Source organism: Methylobacterium tardum, assembly GCF_023546765.1.
Classification (GTDB): Bacteria; Pseudomonadota; Alphaproteobacteria; order Rhizobiales; family Beijerinckiaceae; genus Methylobacterium; species Methylobacterium tardum.
Genome location: NZ_CP097484.1, coordinates 5393565 through 5415396 on the forward strand (window position 1 = coordinate 5393565; position 21832 = coordinate 5415396).

Genomic DNA, 21832 nt, shown 5'->3' on the forward strand with positions numbered 1-21832 from the left:
TAGACATGAGACCGCATTCGCCGGCTTTATGCCGGTCGGCGGTCCGTTCGGATTGTCGAGATTGGGCCGGCTATCGGACCGGCGACCGGGCGGCAGTGCCGCCTACATCTGCCGAGCGGTGAGCCCGGCCAGAGATGTCGACTTACTGCGCCGGGCGACGGCCTTCGCGCTCTTCGATCCACGCGAGGATCGTCGACTTGCGAGCGCAGATTGTAGAACCCATGCGGAAAGTCGGTATCTGCCCCTTCTCTTCGAGGTAGTAGATCTTTCTAGCTTGCTTTTCGCTTCCGAACAGGAACTGAGCGATTTTCCCCGCGCCCTGCATTAGATCATCGGAGACTTGGGTTTGCATCTGACCTTGCCTCGCTTTTCAAGAGTTCTGCGATCGTGAAAATCGTCAATTGCGTGACTCTTTTCGTGATATATAGATCGCCAGCTGACCTAAGATCTTTGACGGGAGTCATTGGGGCATAAGAGAGGATGGGCTCCCCAAGGTCGTTCGACATGACGATGCTTGATGCCGGGTCGCGCACTTCAATCTTTACATCAACTGATAGATTGCCCCCGTGCTTCAGACCGTCGCTGGCGAGAAGAGAGATGACTCCAGACAAACCTTCTCTGAAAGTGTGCCGACGCGCGAGTTTGCTCGAAACATCAGTTAAGAGCTTGTCGCCCCGAGTGATAAGTGACCCGAATTCATGAACAGTTTTGGCGCTGTCCCGCACCTGCTCGCTTGCCATGACCGCGATGAGAAGATTTGCGGCATCGTCGGCTGTCACAGCTGCGACAGCTCGGCCCCGGCCATTGACGGTCCGCAAGCCAGCTACAGCCAAGTTCCGATCATGGACTGTCACCGTTGCGAGAGGAGTTCTCAACACGTCCGATACACATTCGACCAATTCCTTCGGACTCGCCACGACCCGCCCCAGCACTCGCCAGCTCTCTGCTGCCGGGCACCCTGCGGCCGATCTCTATCGCATTCAACACGAAGCTCGGGGGCCAGTCAACGCTCTTTCGCATTCCATACGAAAGGATTCGACGCAGGGCTGCGCATGCGCTAATTTTCAGGAGCGCTCTAGTTCTGTGCGCGCTCGCCCCATGCCCCACAAATGTCTTCCATACGAAAGAGAATTTTGCCGAGCGGCAAGGCCGTGTGGCTGGCCGCCTATGCTGATGGCGGTGGGAAACGGCGGTTCAAGCAGTTCGAACGGAAGAGCGACGCCGATGCCTTCCTCACGATTGCAAGGGCTGAGGTTGCCGCCGGTACCCACGTGCCGGATCGATTGGCCAGCACGGTAGATGACGCATACAAGCTGCTGATCTTGGCCCTTGAGGCCGACCGGGCGGCAGGGGCGACCCTGCACAACTATCGCGTCTACTACGGCGGCCACGTGAAGCCGTTCCTCGGCTCGCGGCTGCTGCCGAAGCTGCATCCGGCCGACGTTGGCGACTGGCTCGATCGCTTGAGGGCTGAGGGACGCACCGATGACACGCGCCGCCGCGCCAGGATCGTGCTCGGCGCCATTTTCGACGAGGCCATTCGGCGCCGGCTTGCCTACGCCAACCCTGTTCGCTCGCTCCGCAGTCGCCGGAACACCCGCCGGGCGGAGATCCGCGAGGCCGAGGAAACCGTACGCATCCCAGAGCGTGATGTGGTTCGAGCGATGCTCGCCGCCGCGGCGGACACGGATGCGCTGTTCCTGATCGCCCGTGAAAGGGCGGACGGGAAGTCTCGCACCGTCGCCGTGGAGCGTGTCTCGGCCGAGCATCCAATCAAGGCCGCCCGCGCTTTTCGCGCGCGGCATCCCGGCCTCCACGTCGAGACATTCCGGCCAACATCCTGGCTCAGGCCGTTCCTCGCTACGATGGCCTTCGCCGGCCTGCGCATCGGCGAGGTCCGTGGGCTTGCTTGGGCCCACGTCGAGCCAACGCACTTATGGGTGCGCGAAGGCGTCGACCGCTACAACGTGCGTGATACGGTGAAAACCAAGGCGGCTCTGCGCGAGGCACCCGTCGGCGCGCAGCTAGCGACGATCCTGGCTAACTGGCGCGCTAGGAATGGGGCAGCGGAGGGCCTCGTGTTCCCATCAGAGACCGGGACGCCACTTGGCTATCCGAACATCGTCAACCGCCAGATCGCGCCATTGCAGGTAGCCCTTGGCATCGTGGCGGCGGACGGTTCGCCCCGCTGGACGGCACACAGCTTCCGGCACTTCGCCGTGTCGCTTTGGATCGGCGCGGGGTCGAAGATCGGTCAGGTCTCAGAATGGGCCGGACACGAGTCGCCCGAGTTCACGCAAAGGGTCTACGGGCACCTGTTCAAGGCGGACCGCGCGGATCGCCGAGCCGTCACCGCAGGCGAGCTTTCCGTGCTCGGCGCGATCGAACCTGCAACACCACTGCAACACGAGGGAGACACCGCCCCGTAAAAACACGCCGGAGCAACGGCTTGGGCGGCAGCAGCAGCCGCCTTCTAAGCGGCAGGTCGTAGGTTCGAGCCCTACCGGGGTCGCCAGCCCTTGTTCCTGGACGCCGCGGAGGCCGGCCGCCGCCTTGAGGATCTGGCAGGGGCCAGAGACATGGCCGGTCGATTCGGACTGCGGCCGTCTTCCGCCGTCCCGTTCCCTGGCCGTTCGCCGCGGTGAAACAGAGGCCGGCAGCCCCCGGTCTGTCGGATCCCGGCGTCGGACACGCAAAACGTGAGCGGCTTGCGGCGTTCGGACCGATCCTTGCCGGCCCTCTCGGCGCTCACGGATGCGACGGGGTGCCGGCTTCCTTCAGAGCGGAGGCATCCCTGTATTCCCGCGGGGTCAGGCCGTGGCGATTCCTGAAGCGGCGCGCGAAGTGAGCCTAGCTGGTGAAGCCGCAGCCATACGCGAGCGTGCCGATCGGCAGGTGAAGACAGGCCGGATCGGCCAGGCGCTTGGCCGCCATCGCCAGCCGGCGTTCCCAGATCCAGTCGGAGATGTGCTGTCCGCGCTCGTGGAACAGCTCCTGCAACCGGCGCAGCGACACGCCCGTCGCGACCGCGAGCTGTGGCGGGTCGAGGGTGGGGTCCTGCAGGTTGGCCTCGACATAGGCCTTGGCGCGCTGGACCACGACGCTGCCGTGGAGCGGCCGGGGCGCCTCCCGCGCCAGCCGCTCGGCCAGACTGGCCAGGATCAGATCGACGCCGACCGCCGCCATGCGCTCCGCGGCATCGGGTGTAAGCTGGTGGCGCACCCGGATCAGCTCATGCAGGAAGGTCGTCGTCAGCTTGGTGGACGCGAGATCCGCCCCCACGGACAGCCCCGTGTAGAGGCGCGTCGAGCCGAGCACGCGCTCCAGGCGCTCGCGCGGCAGCTCCAGAAACAGGGCCTGGCTGTTCACGTGGGCCGTCACCACGGAGGGCCGATGGTCGAGCACGACCATATCGCCGGGTCGCTGCACCGCCTCCCGCCCGTCCTGGAGACTCGCCGACAGGCCCGCGAGCTTGAACAGCACCACGACCATCCCGGACCGGTCGTGGCGCCGCGCCGCGCTGGGCGTGGTCTCGCATCGCAGGGCGCTCTGCGTCAGACGCGAGATGTGGAGGGGGCCGATCTCGGCGACGTCGAGCCTGCCCTGGAACGGGCCATCGTCGTCGAGGCGTTCAACCTCGATCGGCACGAGCCGCTCGCCCAGGAGCTCGCGCCACAGCTTGAAGCCGTTCCTCGGGGGGAGGCCCTCGGTCGAGAACAGTGTCTGCATCGGCAATTTCCGCGGCCTCTGCCGCCGCGAATGTTCAAGTCAGGAACGTCGTCGAGGCTTGCGTATCACTGTGCACAAAAGACTTGATCGATCATAAGCCGAAATCATCAAGTTCGATGCGATGCGAATCCTCAACGGACCGGCCTGTAACACAGGGGCGCGGATTCGCGACAGAGATGCGAAGGACTGCCCCTGCTCGGGTCAATACTCATTGCACGATCGCCTTCATCGGCGGCAATCGAAGACCATAGGACCAGGATGTGACGCGGTGCCGGCGGGACCGGCAGGAGTGATCGGAAGCAGCGCCGGACGCCCGGGTACCGACGGCCAGACGACAGCGGCATCGCCTGGAAGCGCGATCGGTCGGGGCGCGCGGGTGGAGAGGATGCCCCTCATCACCGAAACACCGACCTCCGCCGTCCTGCCCGGTCTGCCGGTCCGACGGATCCGGGCGCGGAATGGCCGCCGACGCGACCACTCCGACAGCCCGGGCTCGCGGTGGCGCGTGTTGCCGCCTGCGCGGCCGCTCACCGCCACCGCATGCCACGTCTCACCCGCCCCGCCGGCTTGGCCGCTGGTGGCGGCGCACGGCTCGCGATCGGACCGCGTCCCGCTCGGGCGCCGTCGGGGCTGGCGCCTACCAGGTCGTCGGCTTCGGGTTGCGCTCGTCGAAGCCCTTCTGGTGCCAGTAGGGGTAGATCGGGGTCTCCTGGCTCGCCGCGTCGAGCCGCGCGACCTGCTCGGGCGCCAGCGTCCAGCCCAGCGCGCCGAGATTCTGCTTCAGCTGGTCCTCAGTCCGGGCGCCGACCACGATGTTGCAGACGGTCGGCCGGGTCAGCAGCCAGTTGAGCGCCACCTGCGCCACCGTCTTGCCGGTCTCGGCCGCCACGGCGTCGAGCGCATCCACGACGCCGAACAGATACTCATCGGAGACCGGCGGACCGCCCTCGGCGCCGCCCGCCGCGATGCGGCCGCTCTGGTTCGGCTGGCCGCGGCGGATCTTGCCGGTGAGACGGCCCCATCCCAGCGGGCTCCAGACCATCAGGCCGACGCCCTGGTCGATCCCGAGCGGCATCAGCTCCCACTCGTAGTGCCGGCCGATCAGGGAATAGTAGCCCTGGTAGGCGACATAGCGGGCGAGCCCGTACCGCTCGGACGTGGCGAGCGCCTTCATGAGCTGCCAGCCGGAAAAGTTCGACGCGCCGATGTAGCCGATCTTGCCCGAGCGGGTGAGATCGTCGAGGGCGCGCAGCGTCTCGTCGATGGGGGTCAGCGCGTCGAAGCCGTGCATGAAGTAGACGTCGATATGGTCGGTGCCGAGCCGCTTGAGGCTGGCCTCGCAGGCGCGGACCAGGTGATGGCGCGAGGAGCCGACCTGATTCAGGTCGTCGTTGAAGCGGAACGTCGCCTTGGTGGAGATCAGCGCCCGGTCGCGCTTGCCCTTGAGCGCCTGTCCCAGGATCTCTTCCGAGGCGCCCGCCGAGTAGATGTCGGCCGTGTCGAAGAAATTGAGCCCGGAATCGAGGCAGAGGTCGACCATGCGGGTCGCCTCCGCGACATCGGTCTGTCCCCAGCGCTGGAAGAACGCGTTCGTCCCGCCGAAGGTGCCGGTGCCGAAGCTGAGCACCGGCACGGTGAGGCCGGAGCGTCCGAACTGCCTGTATTCCATCGGGACCTCTCTGCGATCACGCCCGTCGCGCGGCGCGCCACTCCGTCTAACACGGCCGCCCAGCCGGGCTTTCCCCACGCCGGTAAGCCTGCCGTGCGCGGGGAACGGGCCGGGCCCTGTCGCGGCCGCCGGGTGCTAGGCGCCCTGAGCCGGTCCGCGCGGGTGTTGGGCGTCAGCCTCAAGGAAGGCCCGCACGGTGTCGCGGAGAAAGGCGGCGTCGGCCGGGTTGGCCGCGGGATTGCCGGCGCGATGGCCCCAGACGCTCGGGATCGGCCGCAGGACGGCCTCGCGCAAGTGCGGCAGTTCGGCGGCGTTGTCGGCGACGCGGAAGTAGAGATCGGTCTCGCCCGGCATCAGCAGCAGCCGGGCCGTGATCGCGCCCAGCGCCCGTGCGAGGTCGCCGCCGAAGCGCGGGTCGCGGCTGATGTCGCCCGCCTCCCAGGTGCGGAGCTGCGCGTACAGATCGGCCGCCGGGCGGCGGGCGAAGCGCTCCTCCCAGTCGGTGCGCAGGAAGGTGTCGAGGTCCGGGGCGCCGAGGGCGGTGCGGTGCAGGTCGGCCCGGTAGAAGTCCTGGCTGAGCGCCCAGCCCGCGTAGATGCGCCCGAAGGCCCGGAGCGCGGCGGCGGGCTCGGCCGAGAAGCGGCCGGCGCCGCGATGCTCCGGCGCGGCCTCCAGCACCGCCATCAGGCCCTTCAGGAACACGCGGTTGTGCGTGGCGGTCCGGGCGCTGCCGCAATTGATCACCGCCCGGGCGACCTGCTCGGGGAACAAAGCCGCCCAGTGGTAGGCCTGCTGCGCCCCCATGGACCAGCCGTAGACCGCGTGCAGGTGTTCAATGCCCCAGGTCTCGGCGAGCAGGCGGCGCTGGGCGTGGACGTTGTCCCAGGCGGTGACGAGGCCGAGCCAGTCCGGCGTGTTCGACGGGCTCGGCGACAGGCCGTTGCCGAACATGTCCGGGATGACGATGAACCAGCGGGCCGGATCGAGCACCCCCTCGGGTCCGATCAGCCATTCGAGGTCGGGGTGCTGGGCCGCGTAGCTCGTCGGGTAGAGCACGACGTTGTCGCGCGCAGGAGAGAGGGTGCCGTGGCTCTTCCAGCGCAGAGTGGCGCTCCGCAGGAGATCACCCGCCTGGAGGGGCAGGTCTCCGAGCTCGAAGCTGCCGGTGGCCGTCGGCCAGCCGGTCACGGGCGCAGCCTCCGCACCAAGCCGACAGGCCGGCGGGCGTAGCCCCGCTGCCGCACGCCGAGGCGCGCGCGCCTTGTCCGATGGGCGTCCGGCAGGCGGTGGTGCTCGGTGTGGAACGGCATGGTCCTTATGAGCAGCCGCATCAGGCCGTTGGTCAAGGTCGTGCGCGTGTCGGTCAAGCCGGTGTCGTCCATGGTGCAGATCCAGGCGCCGCGACAGCACCTTCACCGCCGCGACCGTGAAATCCGTCCGCCTGCCGAAGCCATTTGCTATCCTGGACCGTGCGCGCCTCAAAAACGCACGAGCTTTGCATCATCCCTGCCGGCGCCACGGGAGTTCGTCGCTTGGTCCGGACCGTCTGCCCGCATGATTGCCCCTCCGCCTGCAGCCTCGACGTGCAGGTGGCGGATGGCCGCGTCGTCTCAGTCCGGGGCGGCGACAACCCCTACACGGCCGGGGTGATCTGCGCGAAGGTCAGCCGCTACGGCGAGCGCGTCCACCATCCCGACCGGATCCTCCACCCGCTCGAGCGCGTCGGCCCGAAGGGCGGCGGCCAGTGGCGGCGGATCGCCTGGGACGCGGCGCTCGACCGGCTGGCCGCAGCCTTCTCGGAGACGGCGGAACACTGGGGACCGGAGGCGGTCTGGCCGTACAATTCGGGCGGCACGATGGGCCTCGTCCAGCGCGACGGTATCCATCGCCTCACCCACGCGATGGGCTATTCGCGGCGCAAGCGCACGATCTGCACGGCGGTGGCGATCGCGGGCTGGAGCGCCGGAATCGGCCGGATCGCCGGGCCGGATCCCCGCGAAATGGCGTCGTCCGACCTGATCGTGGTCTGGGGCGGCAACCCGGTGAGCACCCAGGTCAACGCGATGACCCATATCAGCCGCGCCCGGAAGAGCCGGGGCGCCAAGCTGGTGGTGGTCGATCCCTACCGCACCGGCACGGCGGCGGCCGCCGACCTCCACCTCGCGCTCCGGCCGGGCACCGACGGGGCCCTCGCCTGCGCGGTGCTCCACGTGCTGTTCCGCGACGGCCACGCGGACCGGGCCTACCTCGCCGCCCATGCCGAGGACACGGCGGCGCTGGAGGCGCATCTCGCGTCGCGCACCCCCGATTGGGCGGCGGCGATCACCGGCCTCGAGCCCGCCGCGATCGAGGCCTTCGCGGCCCTCTACGGCCGGACGCCGCGCAGCTACATCCGCTGCGGCTTCGGCTTCACCCGGAGCCGCAACGGCGCCGTGAACCTCCACGCGGTGACCTGCCTGCCGACGGTGACCGGCGCCTGGCAGCACGAAGGCGGCGGCGCCCTCTGGCAGCAGGCCGCGATCTTCAACTGGGACAAGACCCTGACGGAGGGCCTCGACGTCAAGGCGCCGGGCGTGCGCGAGCTCGACATGAGCCGGATCGGCGCCATCCTCGCCGACGATCCCGACGCCCTGCAGGGCGGCCCGCCGGTGCGCGCCATGCTGATCCAGTCGGCCAATCCCGCCGTCTCGGCCCCCGACAGCACCCGGGTGCGCGCCGGCCTGGCGCGGCCGGACGTGTTCGTGGCCGTGCACGAGCAGTTCATGACCGAGACCGCGGCACTGGCCGACCTCGTCCTGCCGGCCACCACCTTCCTGGAGCACGACGACATCTACGGGGCCGGCGGCCACAGCCACATCCAGGCGGGGCCGGCGATCCTGGAGCCTCCGGGTGAGTGCCGATCGAACCACGCGCTGCTCGGCGCGCTCGCCGCCCGGCTCGGCGCGGACCATGCAGGCTTCCGACTGAGCGCCCGGGATCTCGCCGACGCGACCCTGGCGCGTTCGGGCTGGGGCGGCCTCGAAAGGCTGGAGGCGGCCGGCTGGATCGACGCGCAGCCGGATTTCGCCGAGAGTCATTTCCTGAACGGGTTCGGCCATCCGGACGGGCGCTTCCGCTTCGCCCCCGACTGGGCGGCGCTCGGCCCCCGCGCGGCCGGGATGCCAAGCCTGCCCGATCACTGGCCGACGGCCGAGCCCGCCGACGCGGAGCACCCGTTCCGGATGATCGCCCCGCCGGCCCGCCAGTTCCTCAACGCGACCTTCACCAATGTGGCCGAGTCGCTCCGCCGCGAGGGGCGGCCGACCTGCCTGCTCCACCCGGAGGACGGCGCGCGGCTCGGGATCGGCACGGGCGACATCATCGAGATCGGCAATACCCGCGGCCGGGTGCGGCTGCACGCGCGCCTCGCCGAGGGGCAGCAGCCGGGCGTCGTGGTGGTCGAGAGCCTGTGGCCGAGCGCGTCCTTCACGGGCGGCAGCGGGATCAACACCCTGATCGGCTCCGCGCCGGCGGCGCCCAACGACGGCGCCGCCTTCCACGACACCGCGGTCTGGGTCCGGGCGGCCTGAGCCGGGCGCTCAGGCCGTCAGCGCCTCGGGCACAGGCGCCGGCCGGTCCATCGGCCTTTCACCGGCGCGATCCTCGCCCAGGATGTCCGTCGGATGGCCTTCGCAGATTTCGGTCGATAGCTAAGTCGTGCCGCCGCGCCCGGATTCCGGACGCCCGAAACCCCATGTGCGGCTCCGGCCGATCAACCCGTGCGGTCGACAGTCTGGGCCGACAGGTCTCGGTCTGCGGAGGGGCTGCACCCGAACTGGGACCGGTAGCTGCGGGAAAAATGCGCCGCGCTCGAGAACCCGCAGGCCGTCGCGATCTCTCCGATCGCCAGGGGGCTCTGGCGCAACAGGCGCCGGCCGTGGGCCAGGCGAATGGCCCGGTACTGCGCCGAGAAACGCAGGCCCCGCTTGTCGAGGAACAGCCGATCGAGGTGACGCGCGCTGACCGAGGCGAGGCGGGCCATGGCTTGACGGCTCAGCGGCGCCTCGACCGTCTTCTCCATCGTCTCGAGGATTGTCAGCAGGGCCGGGTGGTGGACGCCGTACCGCTCCGCCGCGGACGCGCGCTGCGGGTCGTCCGCGGCGCCCACGGCGGTGTGCAGGAACCAGTCCGAGACGCGGCGCGCGAAGGCCGCGCCCATCCGTTCGGCGATCAGCCTGTGCGCCATGTCGAGGGGGGCGACCCCGCCGCCGCAGGTCAGGCGGTCGGCATCGGCGACGTAGCGCGCCCGCGTGAGCCGCGCCTCCGGAAACGCCTCGACCGTGGCGCCGGCATACTCCCAGTGAAGGGTGAAGGCGCGCTCCGCCAGCAGCCCCGCCGCGGCCATCAGGTAGGGGCCGCCCGATATGCCGCCGATGCGGACGCCGAATCGGGCCATGCGCCGCAGGGCCGCGTGGATCGCCGGCCTGTCCCACCCGGTCGGCTCGCCGCCCGCGCAGATGAAGAGGGTGTGAAGATGCCCGCGCTCCCGGGGCAGCCCCTCGGTGGGGACCTCCACGCCGGAGGAGGACGCGACCCGGCCCTCCGCCTCGCCGAAGTAGCGCAGCCGATAGAGGGCGCGCCCCGCCAGGTCGTTGGCCGCCCGGAATGGCTCGCAGGCCGAGGCGAACGACAACAGCGCGAAGCCCGGGATGAGGAGGAAGCCGATCTCCTGCGGCCGATCCCCCGCTCCTGGAGGACCCGCATCCGCTGTCTGTGCTTCGGGTTGGCTCATCCGTGCAAGAAACCGTCTGTCACGGTCAAGCGCAACCGGGGCAGGACGCCATTCTTGGCGCCGCTCCTTCGGTCCGGAACCCCATCCGTATGCCCAACGCCCTGTGCCCACCCGCGTTCGTCGGCCGCGCCGGTGCGCGCGGGCAGACCCGATGACCCGCCGGGTCGACGTCGCGGTCCTCGGGCTCGGCGCGATGGGCAGCGCCGTCCTGTATCAGCTGGCCAAAAGCGGGGCCGCGGTCGTCGGGATCGACCGCTTCGCCCCGCCGCACGCGTTCGGATCGAGCCACGGCGAGACACGCATCACCCGTCAGGCCGTCGGCGAGGGGCGCGACTACGTCCCGTTCGTCGGCGCCTCGCACCGCATCTGGCGCGAGTTGGAGGCGGCGACGGGGGAGACCCTGCTGAATGCCTGCGGCGCCCTCGTCATGGCGCCCGGTCACGGGATCTCGTCCCATCACGGCAAGCCGGACTTCGTCGGCCGCTCGATCAGCGCCGCGCAGGGGGCCGGGATCGCCCACGAGGTGCTCGACGGCGCCGAGGTCGCCCGCCGCTTCCCGCAATTCCTCAACCTCGCGGGCGACGAGAAGGCCTATTACGAGCCGGGTGGCGGCTACGTCTTCCCGGAGCGCTGCCTTGCCGCGCAGCTCGGCTGCGCGGCCGCGGCGGGCGCCGAGATCCGGACCGGCTGCGCGGTGCGGGCGCTCAGCCAGGACGGGGCCGGGATCCGCATCGAGACCGAGGACGGCGGGATCCTGGCTGACCGCGCCGTGGTCGCTGCCGGCGCCTGGACGGCGCCGCTGCTCGGAAGCCCGTTCGACCGGCTGCTCACGGTCCGGCGCCAGCTGCTGCACTGGTACGCGCTGACCGACGACTCGGCCTATGGGCCGCAGGCGCCGGTCTTCATCTGGATGTACGGCACGACCGACACCGAGTACCTCTACGGCTTCCCGCCGCTGCCGGGGGAGCGCGCCATCAAGGTCGCGACCGAGCAGTACGACACCGCCACCACCGCCGACGGGGTGGAGCGCCGCGTCGATCCGTCGGAATCCGCCGAGATGTACCGCCTGCGCGTCGCGGACCGGCTGGCCGGCGCCACGCCGGAGGTCGTCCGGGCGGCCGCCTGCGTCTACACGGTGACCCCCGACCGCGGCTTCATCATCGACCGGCATCCCAGGATGGATCGGCTCTGGGTGGTCTCCGCCTGCTCGGGGCACGGCTTCAAGCACTCGGCCGGGATCGGCGAGGCCGTCGCCGCGGAGCTGGCCGGCGGGCCCGGGCGGGTCGATCTCGCCCCCTTCGCCCTCGCACGCTTCGGTTGATACGCTGGCCGATGGCTCGTGGATTGCTTGAAACCATGCCAAGATCGGCGCCGCGATCACCGCCACGTTCAGTACAGGCCAGCAGGACCGTTCCGATGCGACACACGATCCGCACCTTCCTGACGACCGGAGCGCTGGCCCTCGCGGCGCTCTCGGCCGTCGCGCTGCCGGGTCGGGCTGGGGCCGCCGACGGTGTCGAGGCGATCAAGAAGCGCGGGACGCTGATCGTCGGGGTGAAGGCGGATTACAGGCCATTCGGCTTCCGCGATCCGAGCGGCACGATCATCGGACTCGAGCCCGACCTCGCCGCCGACCTCGCCAAGCGGCTCGGCGTGAAGCTCGAGCTGGTGCCGGTGGTCTCGGCCAACCGGATCGAGTTCCTGCAGCAGGGCAAGGTCGATCTGCTGATCGCCACGCTCTCCGACAAGCCGGAGCGCCGCCGCGTCGTGCAGGCGATCGACCCGCAATACTATTCCGACTTCGTGAACGTGCTGCTGCCCAAGAGTTCCGGCATTACCGACTGGGCGCAGCTGAAGGGCAAGCCGCTCTGCGCGACCTCGGGGGCGTGGTACAACAAAGACGTCGCGCGCACCTACGGGGCGGAGATCATCGCCTTCGACGGCTCGGAGAAGCCGCTCTTCGCGCTCAAGCAGGGCAATTGCATCGGCTACGTCTACGACCAGAGCATGCTGCAGGGTAAGCTGCTCGATGACGACTGGAAGGCCAACTACGCCCTGCCGCTCAAGGGCATCCTGGATGCGCCGTGGATGATGGCGGTGGCGCAGGGCAACACCACGCTCCAGACCATGGTTGAGGACGCCACCAAGGACTGGATGAAGACCGGCTTCATCGTCGACGAGGAGAAGAAGTGGGGCATCGAGCCGACCGCTTACTCGAAGGCGATGCACGAGAAATACAAGAACGCGACCAACTGATGCGGTCCTGCACGACGGCTCGCGCGCTCTCCGCCGAAGTGGACGCCGGTTCGGCGCACGAGAGCGCGTCGAAACAGGGACGTGGAGCCGCGCGCGATTGCGACGCGATCGAGCGCGGCTCCAAGAGCGTTCGCCCGCGATGATCGCCACGATCCAGGCGTGGTTCCAGCAGCTCTACGAGACCACGGGCTTCAACTTCACGGTCTTCTACGACCCCTACGACTGGGACCGCTACGTCGCCGGCCTGCGGATGACGCTGCTGCTCGGGATCAGCACGATCCTGGCGAGCCTCGTCATCGGCGCCGTCGGCGCGCTCCTGCAGAGCGGGCCGTCGCGCGTCCTTCGGGCGCTGGTCAACGGCTTCGTCGTGCTGTTCCGCAACACGCCGCCGCTGGTGCAGATCTTCTTCTTCTACTTCGGGCTCGGGACGCTGCTCCCGGACATCCGCTCGGCGGACGGCCTGCGCGTGCCGATCCTCAACAACGTGCAATGGGCGATCGTCTCGCTGTCGCTGTTTGCGGGCGCGTTCAACGTCGAGATCTTCCGCTCCGGCATCGAGGCCGTGCCGAAGACCACGATCGAGGCCGCGGAGGCCCTGGGCTACACCCGGTTCAAGGCCTACCGCCACGTCGTCCTGCCGCTGGCTCTGCGCGTCTGCCTGCCGGCCCTGAACAACAACCTGATCAACCTCCTGAAGACCACGACGCTGGCCTACGCCATCGCGGTCCCCGAGACGCTCTACGCGGTCAAGCAGATCTGGTCCGAGTCGCAGAACGTCCTCGAGATGATGCTCGTGCTGCTCGCGACCTACGCCATCCTCGTCGGCGTGCTCGTCTGGATCATGCACCGCTGGGAGCGGGCCCTGCGCATCCCGGGCTACGGCCGATGAGCGCCCCGGACCCGAGCCGACGGGGTGACCTGCCGGTCCTGCTGCCGTTCGCGCTCGCCGATCACCGCCCGGCGGCGCGCCTGCGGCCGGCCCATCTCTGGCTGCTCACCGGCCTCGCCCTCGTGGCGGTGCCGGCCTGGGCGCAGGGCGGGGCCGCCGCGCTGTCGCCGCTGGAGGTCGTGATCAAGTGGGCGCCCCTGCTGCTCACGGGCTTCGCCTTCAACGTCGCGATCTCGCTGATGGCGATGGCGATCGGCACCGTCGCGGGGATCGGGCTCGGCCTGGCCATGATGGCCGAGGGCCGAATCCTGCCCCGCCTCGCGTGGTGCGCCACGCAAGTCTTCCGCAACGTGCCCTGGCTGGTGCTGCTGTTCTTCGTGATGTTCCTGGTGCCGTTCCAGGTCACGGTGTTCGGGGTCCGGGTGCCGCTCCCCGACTGGATCAAGGCGACCTTCGGCTTCAGCCTGCCGGTCATGGCCAACGTCGCCGAGATCGTCCGCGGCGCGGTGCGCTCGGTGCCCAACACCCAGTGGGAGGCGGCCGAGTCCCTGGCCTTCACCCGGCGGCAGACGCTGTGGCGCATCATCCTGCCCCAGTGCGCGAAGCGGATGCTGCCGCCCTGGATGAACGTCTACTCGCTGATCGCCATGGCGACCGTGCAGGCGTCGATCGTCGGGGTCACCGAGATGCTGACGCTGACCGCGCAGGTGCACGCGGCCGAGGGCGGCCGCCCCGAGCTGTTCGCCCCGCTCTACGGCTTCGCGCTGCTCTGCTTCTTCGTCTACTGCTACCCGATCGACCGGCTGACCGCCCGCCTGGAACGCCGCTTCGAGACCCGTTGAGCCCGATGCCCGCACCCGCTGCCCGCAGCCCGTCCCCGGGCTGGACGCCCGATCAGCCGATCGTCCGCCTCGCCGACGTGCACAAATCCTTCGGGACCTTCGAGGTCCTGAAAGGCATCAGCTTCGACGTCCGCAAGGGCGAGGTGGTCTGCATCATCGGCCCCTCGGGCTCGGGCAAGTCGACGCTGATCCGCTGCGTCAACGCGCTGGTGCCGGTCACGGCGGGCTCGATCGAGGTCGAGGGGATCGACGTCACCGATCCGCGGCTCGACAAGCTGGCGCTGCGCCGTAAGGTCGGCATGGTGTTCCAGCAGTACAACCTGTTCCCGCACAAGACCGCGCTGCAGAACGTGATGATGGCGCCGATCCACGTCCTCGGGCAGGACCGGCGCGAGGTCGAGGCCCGCGCCCGGGCGCTCCTCGCCAAGGTCCGGCTGGCCGGCAAGGAGGATGCCTATCCGGGCGAGCTGTCGGGCGGCCAGCAGCAGCGCGTGGCCATCGCCCGCTCGCTGGCGATGCGGCCCGACGTGATGCTGTTCGACGAGGTCACCGCCGCCCTGGACCCGGAGACGGTCAAGGAGGTGCTGGTCACGATCCGCGAACTCGCCGAGGAGGGCATGACCTGCATGCTCGTCACCCACGAGATGAACTTCGCCCGGGACGTCGCCGACCACATCTACTTCACCGACCGCGGCGTGATCGTCGAGCACGGGCCGCCCGCGACCTTCTTCGCCTCGGCCCAGGACCCGCGGACCCGCCGCTTCCTCTCGCAGGTGCTCTGACACCCCAGGCGGCGTCCGCCGGCACGGCGCGGCCTCACACGTCGAGCGTGGTCTCGCGCTCCCAGGCGGTGAAATGGGCGCAGTAGCTGTCCCACTCACCCTGCTTCAGCTTGAGGTAGGCGGACGAGAAGGCGCCGCCCAGATTCGCCCGCAGGGCCTCGTCGGCCTCGAAGGCCCGTAGGGCGTCGAGCAGGTTGAGCGGCAGGCGCGGGGCGCCGGAAACCGTGTGGCCGTCCCGGTACATGTCGACGTCGCTGTGCGGCCCGGGATCGGCCGCGTGCGCCAGCCCGTCGAGGCCCGCGGCCAGGATCGCCGCCTGGAGCAGGTAGGGGTTGGCCGCACCGTCGGGCAGGCGCAGCTCGAACCGGCCCGGCCCGGGCACCCGGACCATGTGGGTGCGGTTGTTGCCGGTCCAGGTCACGGCGTTCGGCGCCCAGGTCGCGCCCGAGATCGTGCGCGGCGCGTTGATGCGCTTGTAGGAATTGACCGTCGGATTGGTGATCGCGGCGAGGGCGGGCGCGTGCCGCATGATCCCGCCGAGGAAGTGCCGGCCCCGGGTCGACAGGCCGAACGGCATCTCGGGATCCGCGAAGGCGTTCACGGTGCCGGCATTGTTCCACACCGAGACGTGGCAGTGGCAGCCGTTGCCGGTGAGGCCGGGGAACGGCTTCGGCATGAAGGTCGCCCGCAGGCCGTGCCGCTCGGCCACCGACCGGACCATGAACTTGAAGAAGGCGTGCTTGTCGGCGGTAGCCAGCGCGTCGTCGTATTCCCAGTTCATCTCGAACTGGCCGTTCGCGTCCTCGTGGTCGTTCTGGTAGGGCTTCCAGCCCAGAGCCAGCATGTGGTCGCAGATCTCGGCGATCACGTCGTAGCGGCGCATCAGCGCCTGCTGGTCATAGCAGGACTTCTCCGCCCGGTCGTGGTGATCGGAGATCGCGGCGCCATCCTGGCTCAGCAGGAAGAACTCCGCCTCGACGCCGGTCTTGACCCGCAAACCCTCGGCGGCGGCCCGCGCCACGAGCTGCTTCAGCACCACCCGGGGGGCCGGTCGACGGGGGCGTCCGCCATGGTGCAGTCGGCCGCCACCCAGGCGACGTCCGGCTTCCAGGGCAGGCGGATCACCGAGGCGGCGTCCGGCATGGCGAACAGGTCGGGATGGGCCGGGGTCAGGTCGAGCCACGTGGCGAAGCCCGCGAAGCCCGCGCCGTCGCGCTGCATGTCGCCGATCGCCTGCGCGGGCACCAGCTTGGCCCGCTGGCAGCCGAACAGGTCCGTGTAGGAGATCATGAAGTACTTCACGCCGTGCTCGGCGGCGTAGGCGGAAAGGTCGGTCGTCACGGCAGCCCCCTGAGCGCGGATCGGTTGGGGACCGGCCGCGCCCCGTTCCGGCGCGACCGGCGGGGTTGAAGAGCCCTAGAAGCCCGCTTTGCCCGGGTACCAGTCGGTCCCGGCCAGCGGCACGCGGGCCATGGCGGCGGCCTCCAGGGTCAGCGCCACGAGGTCCTCGGGCTCCAGATTGTGCAGGTGGTTGTGGCCGCAGGCGCGGGCGATCGTCTGCGCCTCCAGGGTCATGACCTTCAGGTAGTTGGCGAGCCGCCGGCCGGCGCGGACCGGGTCGAGGCGGGCCATCAGCTCGGGATCCTGCGTGGTGATGCCCGCGGGATCGCGCCCCTCGTGCCAGTCGTCGTAGGCGCCCGCGGTGGAGCCGAGCTTGCGGTACTCCTCCTCGTAGGCCGGGTCGTTGTCGCCGATGGCGACGAGCGCCGCGGTGCCGATCGAGACCGCGTCGGCTCCCAGCGCGATGGCCTTGGCGACGTCGGCGCCGGAGCGGATGCCGCCGGAGATCACGAGCTGCACGGATCGGTGCAGGCCGAGATCCTGCAGCGCCTGCACGGCGGGGCGGATGCAGGCGAGCGTCGGCTGGCCGACATGCTCGATGAACACGTCCTGGGTCGCCGCCGTGCCGCCCTGCATGCCGTCGAGGACGACGACGTCGGCCCCGGCCTTCGCGGCCAGCGCGGTGTCGTAATAGGGCCGCGCACCGCCGACCTTCACGTAGATCGGCTTCTCCCAGTCGGTGATCTCGCGCAATTCGCCGATCTTGATCTCGAGGTCGTCCGGGCCGGTCCAGTCCGGGTGGCGGCAGGCGGAGCGCTGGTCGATGCCCTTGGGGAGGTCGCGCATGGCGGCGACCCGGTCGGAGATCTTCTGGCCGAGCAGCATGCCGCCGCCGCCCGGCTTGGCGCCCTGACCGACCACCACCTCGATGGCGTCGGCGCGCCGGAGGTCGCGCGGGTTCATGCCGTAGCGGGAGGGCAGGTACTGGTAGACGAGGATGTCGGAATGGCCGCGCTCCTCGTCGGTCATGCCGCCGTCACCGGTGGTGGTGGAGGTGCCGGCCAGGCTCGCGCCGCGGCCGAGCGCCTCCTTGGCGTTGGCGGACAGGGATCCGAAGCTCATGCCGGCGATGGTGATCGGGATCTTCAACGCGATCGGCTTCTTCGCAAAGCGCGTGCCGAGGGTGACGCCGGTCCCGCAGGTCTCCCGGTAACCCTCCAGCGGGTAGCGGGACATCGAGGCGCCGAGGAACAGCAGGTCGTCGAGATGCGGGAGCTTGCGCTTCGTGCCGCCGCCGCGGATGTCGTAGATGCCGGTGGCCGCGGCCCGGCGGATCTCCGCCATCGTGTGGTCGCCGAAGGTTGCCGACTTGCGCGGCGGCATCGGCGGGTTCTGATAGGTCATGCCCGGTCTCCCGCTCAGTAGGCGTCGGCGTTGTCGATGTTGAAGCTGTAGAGTTTGCGGGCCGAGCCGTAGCGTCGGAACTCTCCGGGCTGGACGTCCGTCACCCCGGCGCGGTCGAGCAGGGCCGCGAGGTGGTCCAAGTGCTCCGGGCGCATCGGCTTCTCGATGCAGTCGGCCCCGAGGCTCTTCACGTGGCCGCGCACGAACAGCTTGGCCTCGTAGAGCGAGTCGCCCAAGGCCTCGCCGGCATCGCCCAGCACCACCAGGGAGCCCGACTGGCCCATGAAGGCCGACATGTGCCCGATCGAGCCGTGCACGACGATGTCGATCCCCTTCATGGAGATGCCGCAGCGCGAGGCCGCGTTGCCCTTGATGACGAGAAGGCCGCCGCGCCCGGTGGCGCCGGCATATTGCGAGGCGTCGCCCTCGATCACGACGGTGCCGGACATCATGTTCTCGGCGACGCCGGGGCCCGCCGAGCCCTGCACCGTGACGGTGCCGCCGTCGTTCATGCCGGCGCAGTAATAGCCGACCGAGCCCCGCACCGTGACGGTGACGGGTCCGTCGATCCCGACCGCCACCGCGTGCTGGCCGCGCGGGTTCAACACCTCGAAGGCGGTGTCGTTGGCGCCCGGGGCGACGCCGTGGAGGGCCTGATTCAGGGCGCGCAGGGGCGTCGCCGCCAGATCGAAGACGGGCATGGGCGAGATCCGTGGACGAGATCCGTGATGGGCGGGAAGCGGGGCGGCTCAGGCGGCCTGCCGCTGATCCCAGAAGTAGACGGTCGCCGGCTCGGGCTCCCACACGCGGGCAGTTTCGATCCCCGGCACCTGCCGACCAGCGCCCGGTATTCCGAGCCGAAGGCGACGTAGCGGTCGGTCTCGGCCATGATCGCGGGCTTGCAGGCGATCGGGTCGCGCAGCACGCCGAAGCCGGACTTGGTGCCGACCACGAAGGTGAAGAACCCGTCGAGATCCTCCAGCGCCCCCGCGAGCGCCGCGCCGAGGTCCCGGCCCCGCGCCATCGCGGTAGTGAGGTAGGCGGCCGCGACCTCGGAATCGTTCTGGGTCTCGAAGACCATACCGTCGCGCGCCAGGCTCCGGCGCAGGTTGTTGTGGTTCGACAGCGAGCCGTTATGGACGAGGCACTGGTCGGCGCCCGTGGAGAACGGGTGCGCGCCCATCGTGGTCACGGCCGATTCCGTCGCCATCCGGGTGTGGCCGATGCCGTGGGTGCCGGACATCCCGGCGATGCCGAAGCGCTGGACCACGTCCTTCGGCAGGCCGACCTCCTTGTAGATCTCGACGCTCTCGCCCGCGCCCATGACGCGCAGGTCGGACGAGAGGCCCTTCAGGGCGTCCCGCGTCGCCGCGAGACGGTCCGACGCCACGGTGATCACCGCGTGCGAGCTCTTCACCGCCACCCGCGCCGAGCCGCCGGACACCTCCGCGAGGCGCTGCTCCAGGGCGGGGAAATCTGCCAGGGCCTGAGCCGACTGCACGGTGATCTTCGACAGGCCGGGAATCGGCGGCCCGTAGATCGCGAGGCCCGCCGAATCCGGCCCCCGATCCGTCATGGTGACGAGCATGTCGGCGAGCAGCGCGCCGAGCTGCGGCTCCAGGGCGGGGTCCTTCAGGAACAATCCGACGATGCCGCACATGGCACCACCTCCGTCGCGGGTTCGCCCGGAGGATAGGCGGCCTCGCGCGTGGAAATCAACTCCCAGGAAATAAAATTTCTTCCCAAGAATTGGAGTGGGTCAGTCGGTGCTGCCGGATTGCGGGTAGGCGATCACCGAGAGGTAGCGGGCCGGCAGCACCAAGAGCTCCGCCGGCCCGTGCGGGGCGTCGGCGTCGAAGAACAGGCTGTCGCCCGGCTGCATGTGGAAGTGCCGGTCCCCGTGCCGGTACAGCACCTCGCCCTCCAGCATGTAGAGGAACTCCAGGCCCGCGTGCTGGAAGGTCGGGAACACGTCCGAATCGGTCGTGAGCGTGATCAGGTACGGTTCGACCGTGACCCCGCTGGTGTTCTCGTAAATGTGGCCGAGCAGGTTGTACTGGTGCCCGGCCCGCGTGCCGCGCCGCTCCAGCTCGACGCCTTCGCCGGCCTTGACGAAGACTGCGTTGCGGACCTCCTCGTAGCGCCGGAAGAAGCCGGTGATCGGCATGCCGAGCGCCTGGGCGAGCAGCTGCAGCGTCGTCAGGGACGGCGAGATGTTGCCGTTCTCGATCTTCGACAGCATGCCGGGCGACAGGCCGGTGGCCGCGGCGAGGTCGGCGGAGGTGAGGCCCAGGCGCTTCCGGCGCTCGCGCACCGCGTGACCGATCGCCCGTTCGAGGTTGTTCTCGCGCGGCTCGCGGACGGCGTGCGGATCCTGCGACAGGACCGGCTCGCGCGCCGGCTCCGGTACATCCCCCGCCGCCCGGTTCGACGCGCCTGACGGCATAGCGGATTCTCCTCCTCGGCGGTCGCGGGCTGCGGCCGCGCGGATCCTCGGCCGCCCTGCCGCGGCGTCAGACGCCTGTCAACGGATCGGCGCCCGCCAGCCCGGACCGCGGGCGCTGCAGGACGGAAACGTCACCCGCGCCGCGTCGCCGGTCCGCTTCTTGCTCGCAGCCCGGCCGCGGAGTGGACTCAAGGCTGCCGAACCGGGAGATCCTGCATGCGTCGATCCCTGCACACGGATGAGGAGATCGCCTTCCTGCTCGAGGAGGCCGCGCGCGGCATCCCCATCGCCGAGATCTGCGCGAGCGCCCGGATCTCGCTCGGCACCTTCTACCGCTGGCGAAGACGCCTCGGCGGTCTGAAGCCCGCCGGTGTGGCCCGGCTCGATCAGGTCGAGCGGGAGAATGCCGGACTCCGGGCGGAGGTGCTGCGGCTTCGGGCAGCCCTGCTCGTCCAGCCGGGGCGCGGGGCACCGGCCACGACGGAGCGCGCGAGCCTGCGCCAGCCGCCGCACCATCGCGGCGCCCAAGCCTGTGTCGGCCGGTTCGCCTTCGGACGCAGCGCGAACTGAGGCGGTCTCCATCTGCAGGAATCGGGTGAGGCGTTCCTCCCCGTCATCGCGAGCGCAGCGAAGCGACCCAGGGCAGCGGGGCCGTTGAACGTAGCGCTGCTGGATTGCTTCGCTGCGCTCGCAAAGACGGAGGGGGCAGCATCAGCCGAGAATGCGCTCAGGCGGCCCCGGACGTCGAAGCGAGGGCTGTCTTGGGCATCAGCATGTGCACGCCCTTGTTGCCGTCGACCGTCTGGGTGATCCGCAGGTTCCCGGCGAGCGAGCACAGCATGTAGGCCTGGTTGCGGGTGAGGCTGGTCCGCGCGCAGACGAGGCGCACCATCTCGCGCACGGCCTGGCGCATCGCCTCGTCGAGGCTCTCGTGCAGGCCGATCGACATCAGGTCGGTGGGAGTCTCGGCGAAGGGCCAAGCGCCGGGAAGGTCCTTGCGGACGGTCAGCCGGAACGTGCCGGTCAGCCCGGTCTCCAGGGCGGTGATGCAGACCTCGCCGTCGCCCTGCACGCCGTGGCCGTCGCCCGCGTAGAAGCCGCCGCCGGGGTTGAACACCGGCAGGTAGAGGGTGGTGCCGACCCGCAGCTCCTTGTTGTCCATGTTGCCGCCGAAGGCGCGGGGCACCGGGCTGCCGACCCGGCCCCAGGCGGCGGGCGGGGCGGTGCCCATGATGCCGAAGAACGGGTCGAGGGGCAGCTCCGTGCCCCAGGGCAGGCGGCAGAGGCCGCGCGCGGTGTCGATGTCGGCGTGGACAGTCTCGTAGTCGGTGAACTCGTCCGGCAGGGTGCCGAGCAGCGGCAGGATCGACACGAAGCCCCAGTCGAGGCGGAACTTCAGGTCGAGGATGTCGACCTGCAGCATGTCGCCGGGCTCGGCGCCCGCGACGTGGACCGGGCCGGTGACGAAGTGCGGGCCGGGGCCGCGCTCCAGGGTGTCGAGGGCGTGGAGCAGGTCGCCCGGCACCCGGGCCGGATCGGGGTGAAGGGACTCGCGCCCGCCCGCCGGATGCGAGTGCAGGGTGACGGTGTCGCCGGACGCGACGGTGAGGACGGGCGGCAGCGCGGCGTCGAAATAGCCGAGCACCATGGTCTCGGGCGTCGCGGGGATCTCGTGATGGGTCGGCACGGCGGCTCCTTTGCGG

The 21832-nt window shown here is 69.9% G+C and carries 18 protein-coding genes and 3 pseudogenes; 8 read left to right on the forward strand and 13 right to left on the reverse strand.

The window, feature by feature from the left end; translation table 11 throughout:
- Positions 1–142 precede the first annotated feature (142 nt).
- Both M6G65_RS25730 and M6G65_RS25735 read right to left on the reverse strand, forming a co-directional pair.
- Complete coding sequence (locus tag M6G65_RS25730; RefSeq protein ID WP_238198399.1) at positions 143–352, reverse strand: DNA-binding protein; 210 nt, start codon at positions 350–352, stop codon at positions 143–145.
- Positions 330–779 carry a hypothetical protein gene (locus tag M6G65_RS25735; RefSeq protein ID WP_238198401.1) on the reverse strand — a complete coding sequence of 150 codons (450 nt, stop codon included), beginning with the start codon at positions 777–779 and terminating at the stop codon, positions 330–332. The genes M6G65_RS25730 and M6G65_RS25735 overlap by 23 nt, the downstream gene beginning before the upstream one ends.
- Before the next feature lie 354 nt (positions 780–1133).
- On the opposite strand from M6G65_RS25735, the gene M6G65_RS25740 reads away from it, so the two are divergent.
- Positions 1134–2429: a tyrosine-type recombinase/integrase gene (locus M6G65_RS25740; RefSeq protein WP_238198403.1), complete on the forward strand. Its 1296-nt coding sequence runs from the start codon at positions 1134–1136 to the stop codon at positions 2427–2429.
- 319 nt (positions 2430–2748) lie between these two features.
- On the opposite strand, the pseudogene M6G65_RS25745 reads toward M6G65_RS25740, so the two are convergent.
- The 4 genes and pseudogenes from M6G65_RS25745 to M6G65_RS25760 all read right to left on the reverse strand — a co-directional run bounded on the left by M6G65_RS25745 (position 2749) and on the right by M6G65_RS25760 (position 6780).
- Positions 2749–3729 (reverse strand): annotated as a pseudogene (locus M6G65_RS25745) (helix-turn-helix domain-containing protein).
- A gap of 637 nt (positions 3730–4366) precedes the next feature.
- A complete protein-coding gene (locus M6G65_RS25750; protein ID WP_238198405.1) occupies positions 4367–5398 on the reverse strand; it encodes an aldo/keto reductase in 1032 nt (343 codons plus the stop codon).
- 135 nt (positions 5399–5533) lie between these two features.
- Complete coding sequence (locus M6G65_RS25755; protein WP_250103058.1) at positions 5534–6586, reverse strand: alpha/beta fold hydrolase; 1053 nt, start codon at positions 6584–6586, stop codon at positions 5534–5536.
- Positions 6583–6780 (reverse strand): hypothetical protein, encoded by a 198-nt coding sequence (locus tag M6G65_RS25760; RefSeq protein WP_238198409.1) that lies wholly within the window; start codon positions 6778–6780, stop codon positions 6583–6585. The genes M6G65_RS25755 and M6G65_RS25760 overlap by 4 nt, the downstream gene beginning before the upstream one ends.
- A gap of 150 nt (positions 6781–6930) precedes the next feature.
- Between M6G65_RS25760 and M6G65_RS25765 the strand changes: the two genes are divergently transcribed.
- The gene (locus M6G65_RS25765; protein WP_238198411.1) at positions 6931–8967 is read left to right on the forward strand and encodes a molybdopterin oxidoreductase family protein; all 2037 of its coding nucleotides are present in this window, start codon (positions 6931–6933) and stop codon (positions 8965–8967) included.
- A 182-nt stretch (positions 8968–9149) separates the two neighbouring features.
- On the opposite strand, the gene M6G65_RS25770 is transcribed toward M6G65_RS25765, so the two are convergent.
- Positions 9150–10169, reverse strand: coding sequence for a GlxA family transcriptional regulator (locus M6G65_RS25770; protein ID WP_238198413.1), 1020 nt, complete (start codon positions 10167–10169; stop codon positions 9150–9152).
- Between the two features lie 151 nt (positions 10170–10320).
- On the opposite strand from M6G65_RS25770, the gene solA reads away from it, so the two are divergent.
- The 5 genes from solA (at position 10321) to M6G65_RS25795 (ending at position 14938) form a co-directional block, all read left to right on the forward strand.
- Positions 10321–11490 carry an N-methyl-L-tryptophan oxidase gene (solA, locus tag M6G65_RS25775; protein WP_238198415.1) on the forward strand — a complete coding sequence of 390 codons (1170 nt, stop codon included), beginning with the start codon at positions 10321–10323 and terminating at the stop codon, positions 11488–11490.
- Positions 11491–11585: 95 nt separating this feature from the next.
- The gene (locus M6G65_RS25780) at positions 11586–12425 is read left to right on the forward strand and encodes a transporter substrate-binding domain-containing protein (protein WP_238198417.1); all 840 of its coding nucleotides are present in this window, start codon (positions 11586–11588) and stop codon (positions 12423–12425) included.
- Positions 12426–12564: 139 nt separating this feature from the next.
- A complete protein-coding gene (locus M6G65_RS25785; protein WP_238198419.1) occupies positions 12565–13314 on the forward strand; it encodes an amino acid ABC transporter permease in 750 nt (249 codons plus the stop codon).
- Entirely contained in the window at positions 13311–14156 is an 846-nt protein-coding gene (locus tag M6G65_RS25790; protein WP_238198420.1) for an amino acid ABC transporter permease, read from the forward strand. The genes M6G65_RS25785 and M6G65_RS25790 overlap by 4 nt, the downstream gene beginning before the upstream one ends.
- Positions 14157–14161: 5 nt before the next feature.
- On the forward strand, positions 14162–14938 hold the full coding sequence (locus M6G65_RS25795) for an amino acid ABC transporter ATP-binding protein (RefSeq protein ID WP_283214891.1): 777 nt from the start codon (positions 14162–14164) through the stop codon (positions 14936–14938).
- Between the two features lie 34 nt (positions 14939–14972).
- On the opposite strand, the pseudogene glnT reads toward M6G65_RS25795, so the two are convergent.
- The 5 genes and pseudogenes from glnT to M6G65_RS25820 all read right to left on the reverse strand — a co-directional run bounded on the left by glnT (position 14973) and on the right by M6G65_RS25820 (position 20129).
- Positions 14973–16279 (reverse strand): annotated as a pseudogene (glnT, locus tag M6G65_RS25800) (type III glutamate--ammonia ligase).
- Between the two features lie 75 nt (positions 16280–16354).
- Positions 16355–17683, reverse strand: coding sequence for an FMN-binding glutamate synthase family protein (locus M6G65_RS25805; RefSeq protein ID WP_250103059.1), 1329 nt, complete (start codon positions 17681–17683; stop codon positions 16355–16357).
- 14 nt (positions 17684–17697) lie between these two features.
- The gene (locus M6G65_RS25810) at positions 17698–18384 is read right to left on the reverse strand and encodes a GXGXG domain-containing protein (protein ID WP_238198427.1); all 687 of its coding nucleotides are present in this window, start codon (positions 18382–18384) and stop codon (positions 17698–17700) included.
- A gap of 48 nt (positions 18385–18432) precedes the next feature.
- Positions 18433–19343 (reverse strand): annotated as a pseudogene (locus M6G65_RS25815) (class II glutamine amidotransferase).
- 99 nt (positions 19344–19442) lie between these two features.
- The gene (locus M6G65_RS25820) at positions 19443–20129 is read right to left on the reverse strand and encodes a helix-turn-helix domain-containing protein (protein WP_238198431.1); all 687 of its coding nucleotides are present in this window, start codon (positions 20127–20129) and stop codon (positions 19443–19445) included.
- 216 nt (positions 20130–20345) lie between these two features.
- Here M6G65_RS25820 and M6G65_RS25825 point away from each other — a divergent pair, with 216 nt between their 5' ends.
- Positions 20346–20699, forward strand: a complete 354-nt coding sequence (locus M6G65_RS25825; RefSeq protein ID WP_238198433.1) for a transposase — start codon at positions 20346–20348, stop codon at positions 20697–20699.
- Positions 20700–20856: 157 nt separating this feature from the next.
- Here the strand turns inward: M6G65_RS25825 and M6G65_RS25830 are convergent, their stop codons facing one another.
- Positions 20857–21816: an acetamidase/formamidase family protein gene (locus M6G65_RS25830; RefSeq protein WP_238198435.1), complete on the reverse strand. Its 960-nt coding sequence runs from the start codon at positions 21814–21816 to the stop codon at positions 20857–20859.
- Between the last annotated feature and the right edge of the window lie 16 nt (positions 21817–21832).

Excerpts from the sequence above, each read along its gene's own strand:
- solA (WP_238198415.1), top strand. The coding sequence starts at position 10,321 with ATGACCCGCCGGGTCGACGTCGCGGTCCTCGGGCTCGGCGCGATGGGC.
- M6G65_RS25780 (WP_238198417.1), top strand. The coding sequence starts at position 11,586 with ATGCGACACACGATCCGCACCTTCCTGACGACCGGAGCGCTGGCCCTC.
- M6G65_RS25810 (WP_238198427.1), bottom strand. The coding sequence starts at position 18,384 with ATGCCCGTCTTCGATCTGGCGGCGACGCCCCTGCGCGCCCTGAATCAG.
- M6G65_RS25770 (WP_238198413.1), bottom strand. The coding sequence starts at position 10,169 with ATGAGCCAACCCGAAGCACAGACAGCGGATGCGGGTCCTCCAGGAGCG.
- M6G65_RS25760 (WP_238198409.1), bottom strand. The coding sequence starts at position 6,780 with ATGGACGACACCGGCTTGACCGACACGCGCACGACCTTGACCAACGGC.
- M6G65_RS25790 (WP_238198420.1), top strand. The coding sequence starts at position 13,311 with ATGAGCGCCCCGGACCCGAGCCGACGGGGTGACCTGCCGGTCCTGCTG.
- M6G65_RS25825 (WP_238198433.1), top strand. The coding sequence starts at position 20,346 with ATGCGTCGATCCCTGCACACGGATGAGGAGATCGCCTTCCTGCTCGAG.
- M6G65_RS25805 (WP_250103059.1), bottom strand. The coding sequence starts at position 17,683 with ATGACCTATCAGAACCCGCCGATGCCGCCGCGCAAGTCGGCAACCTTC.
- M6G65_RS25730 (WP_238198399.1), bottom strand. The coding sequence starts at position 352 with ATGCAAACCCAAGTCTCCGATGATCTAATGCAGGGCGCGGGGAAAATC.
- M6G65_RS25820 (WP_238198431.1), bottom strand. The coding sequence starts at position 20,129 with ATGCCGTCAGGCGCGTCGAACCGGGCGGCGGGGGATGTACCGGAGCCG.
- M6G65_RS25795 (WP_283214891.1), top strand. The coding sequence starts at position 14,162 with ATGCCCGCACCCGCTGCCCGCAGCCCGTCCCCGGGCTGGACGCCCGAT.
- M6G65_RS25785 (WP_238198419.1), top strand. The coding sequence starts at position 12,565 with ATGATCGCCACGATCCAGGCGTGGTTCCAGCAGCTCTACGAGACCACG.
- M6G65_RS25750 (WP_238198405.1), bottom strand. The coding sequence starts at position 5,398 with ATGGAATACAGGCAGTTCGGACGCTCCGGCCTCACCGTGCCGGTGCTC.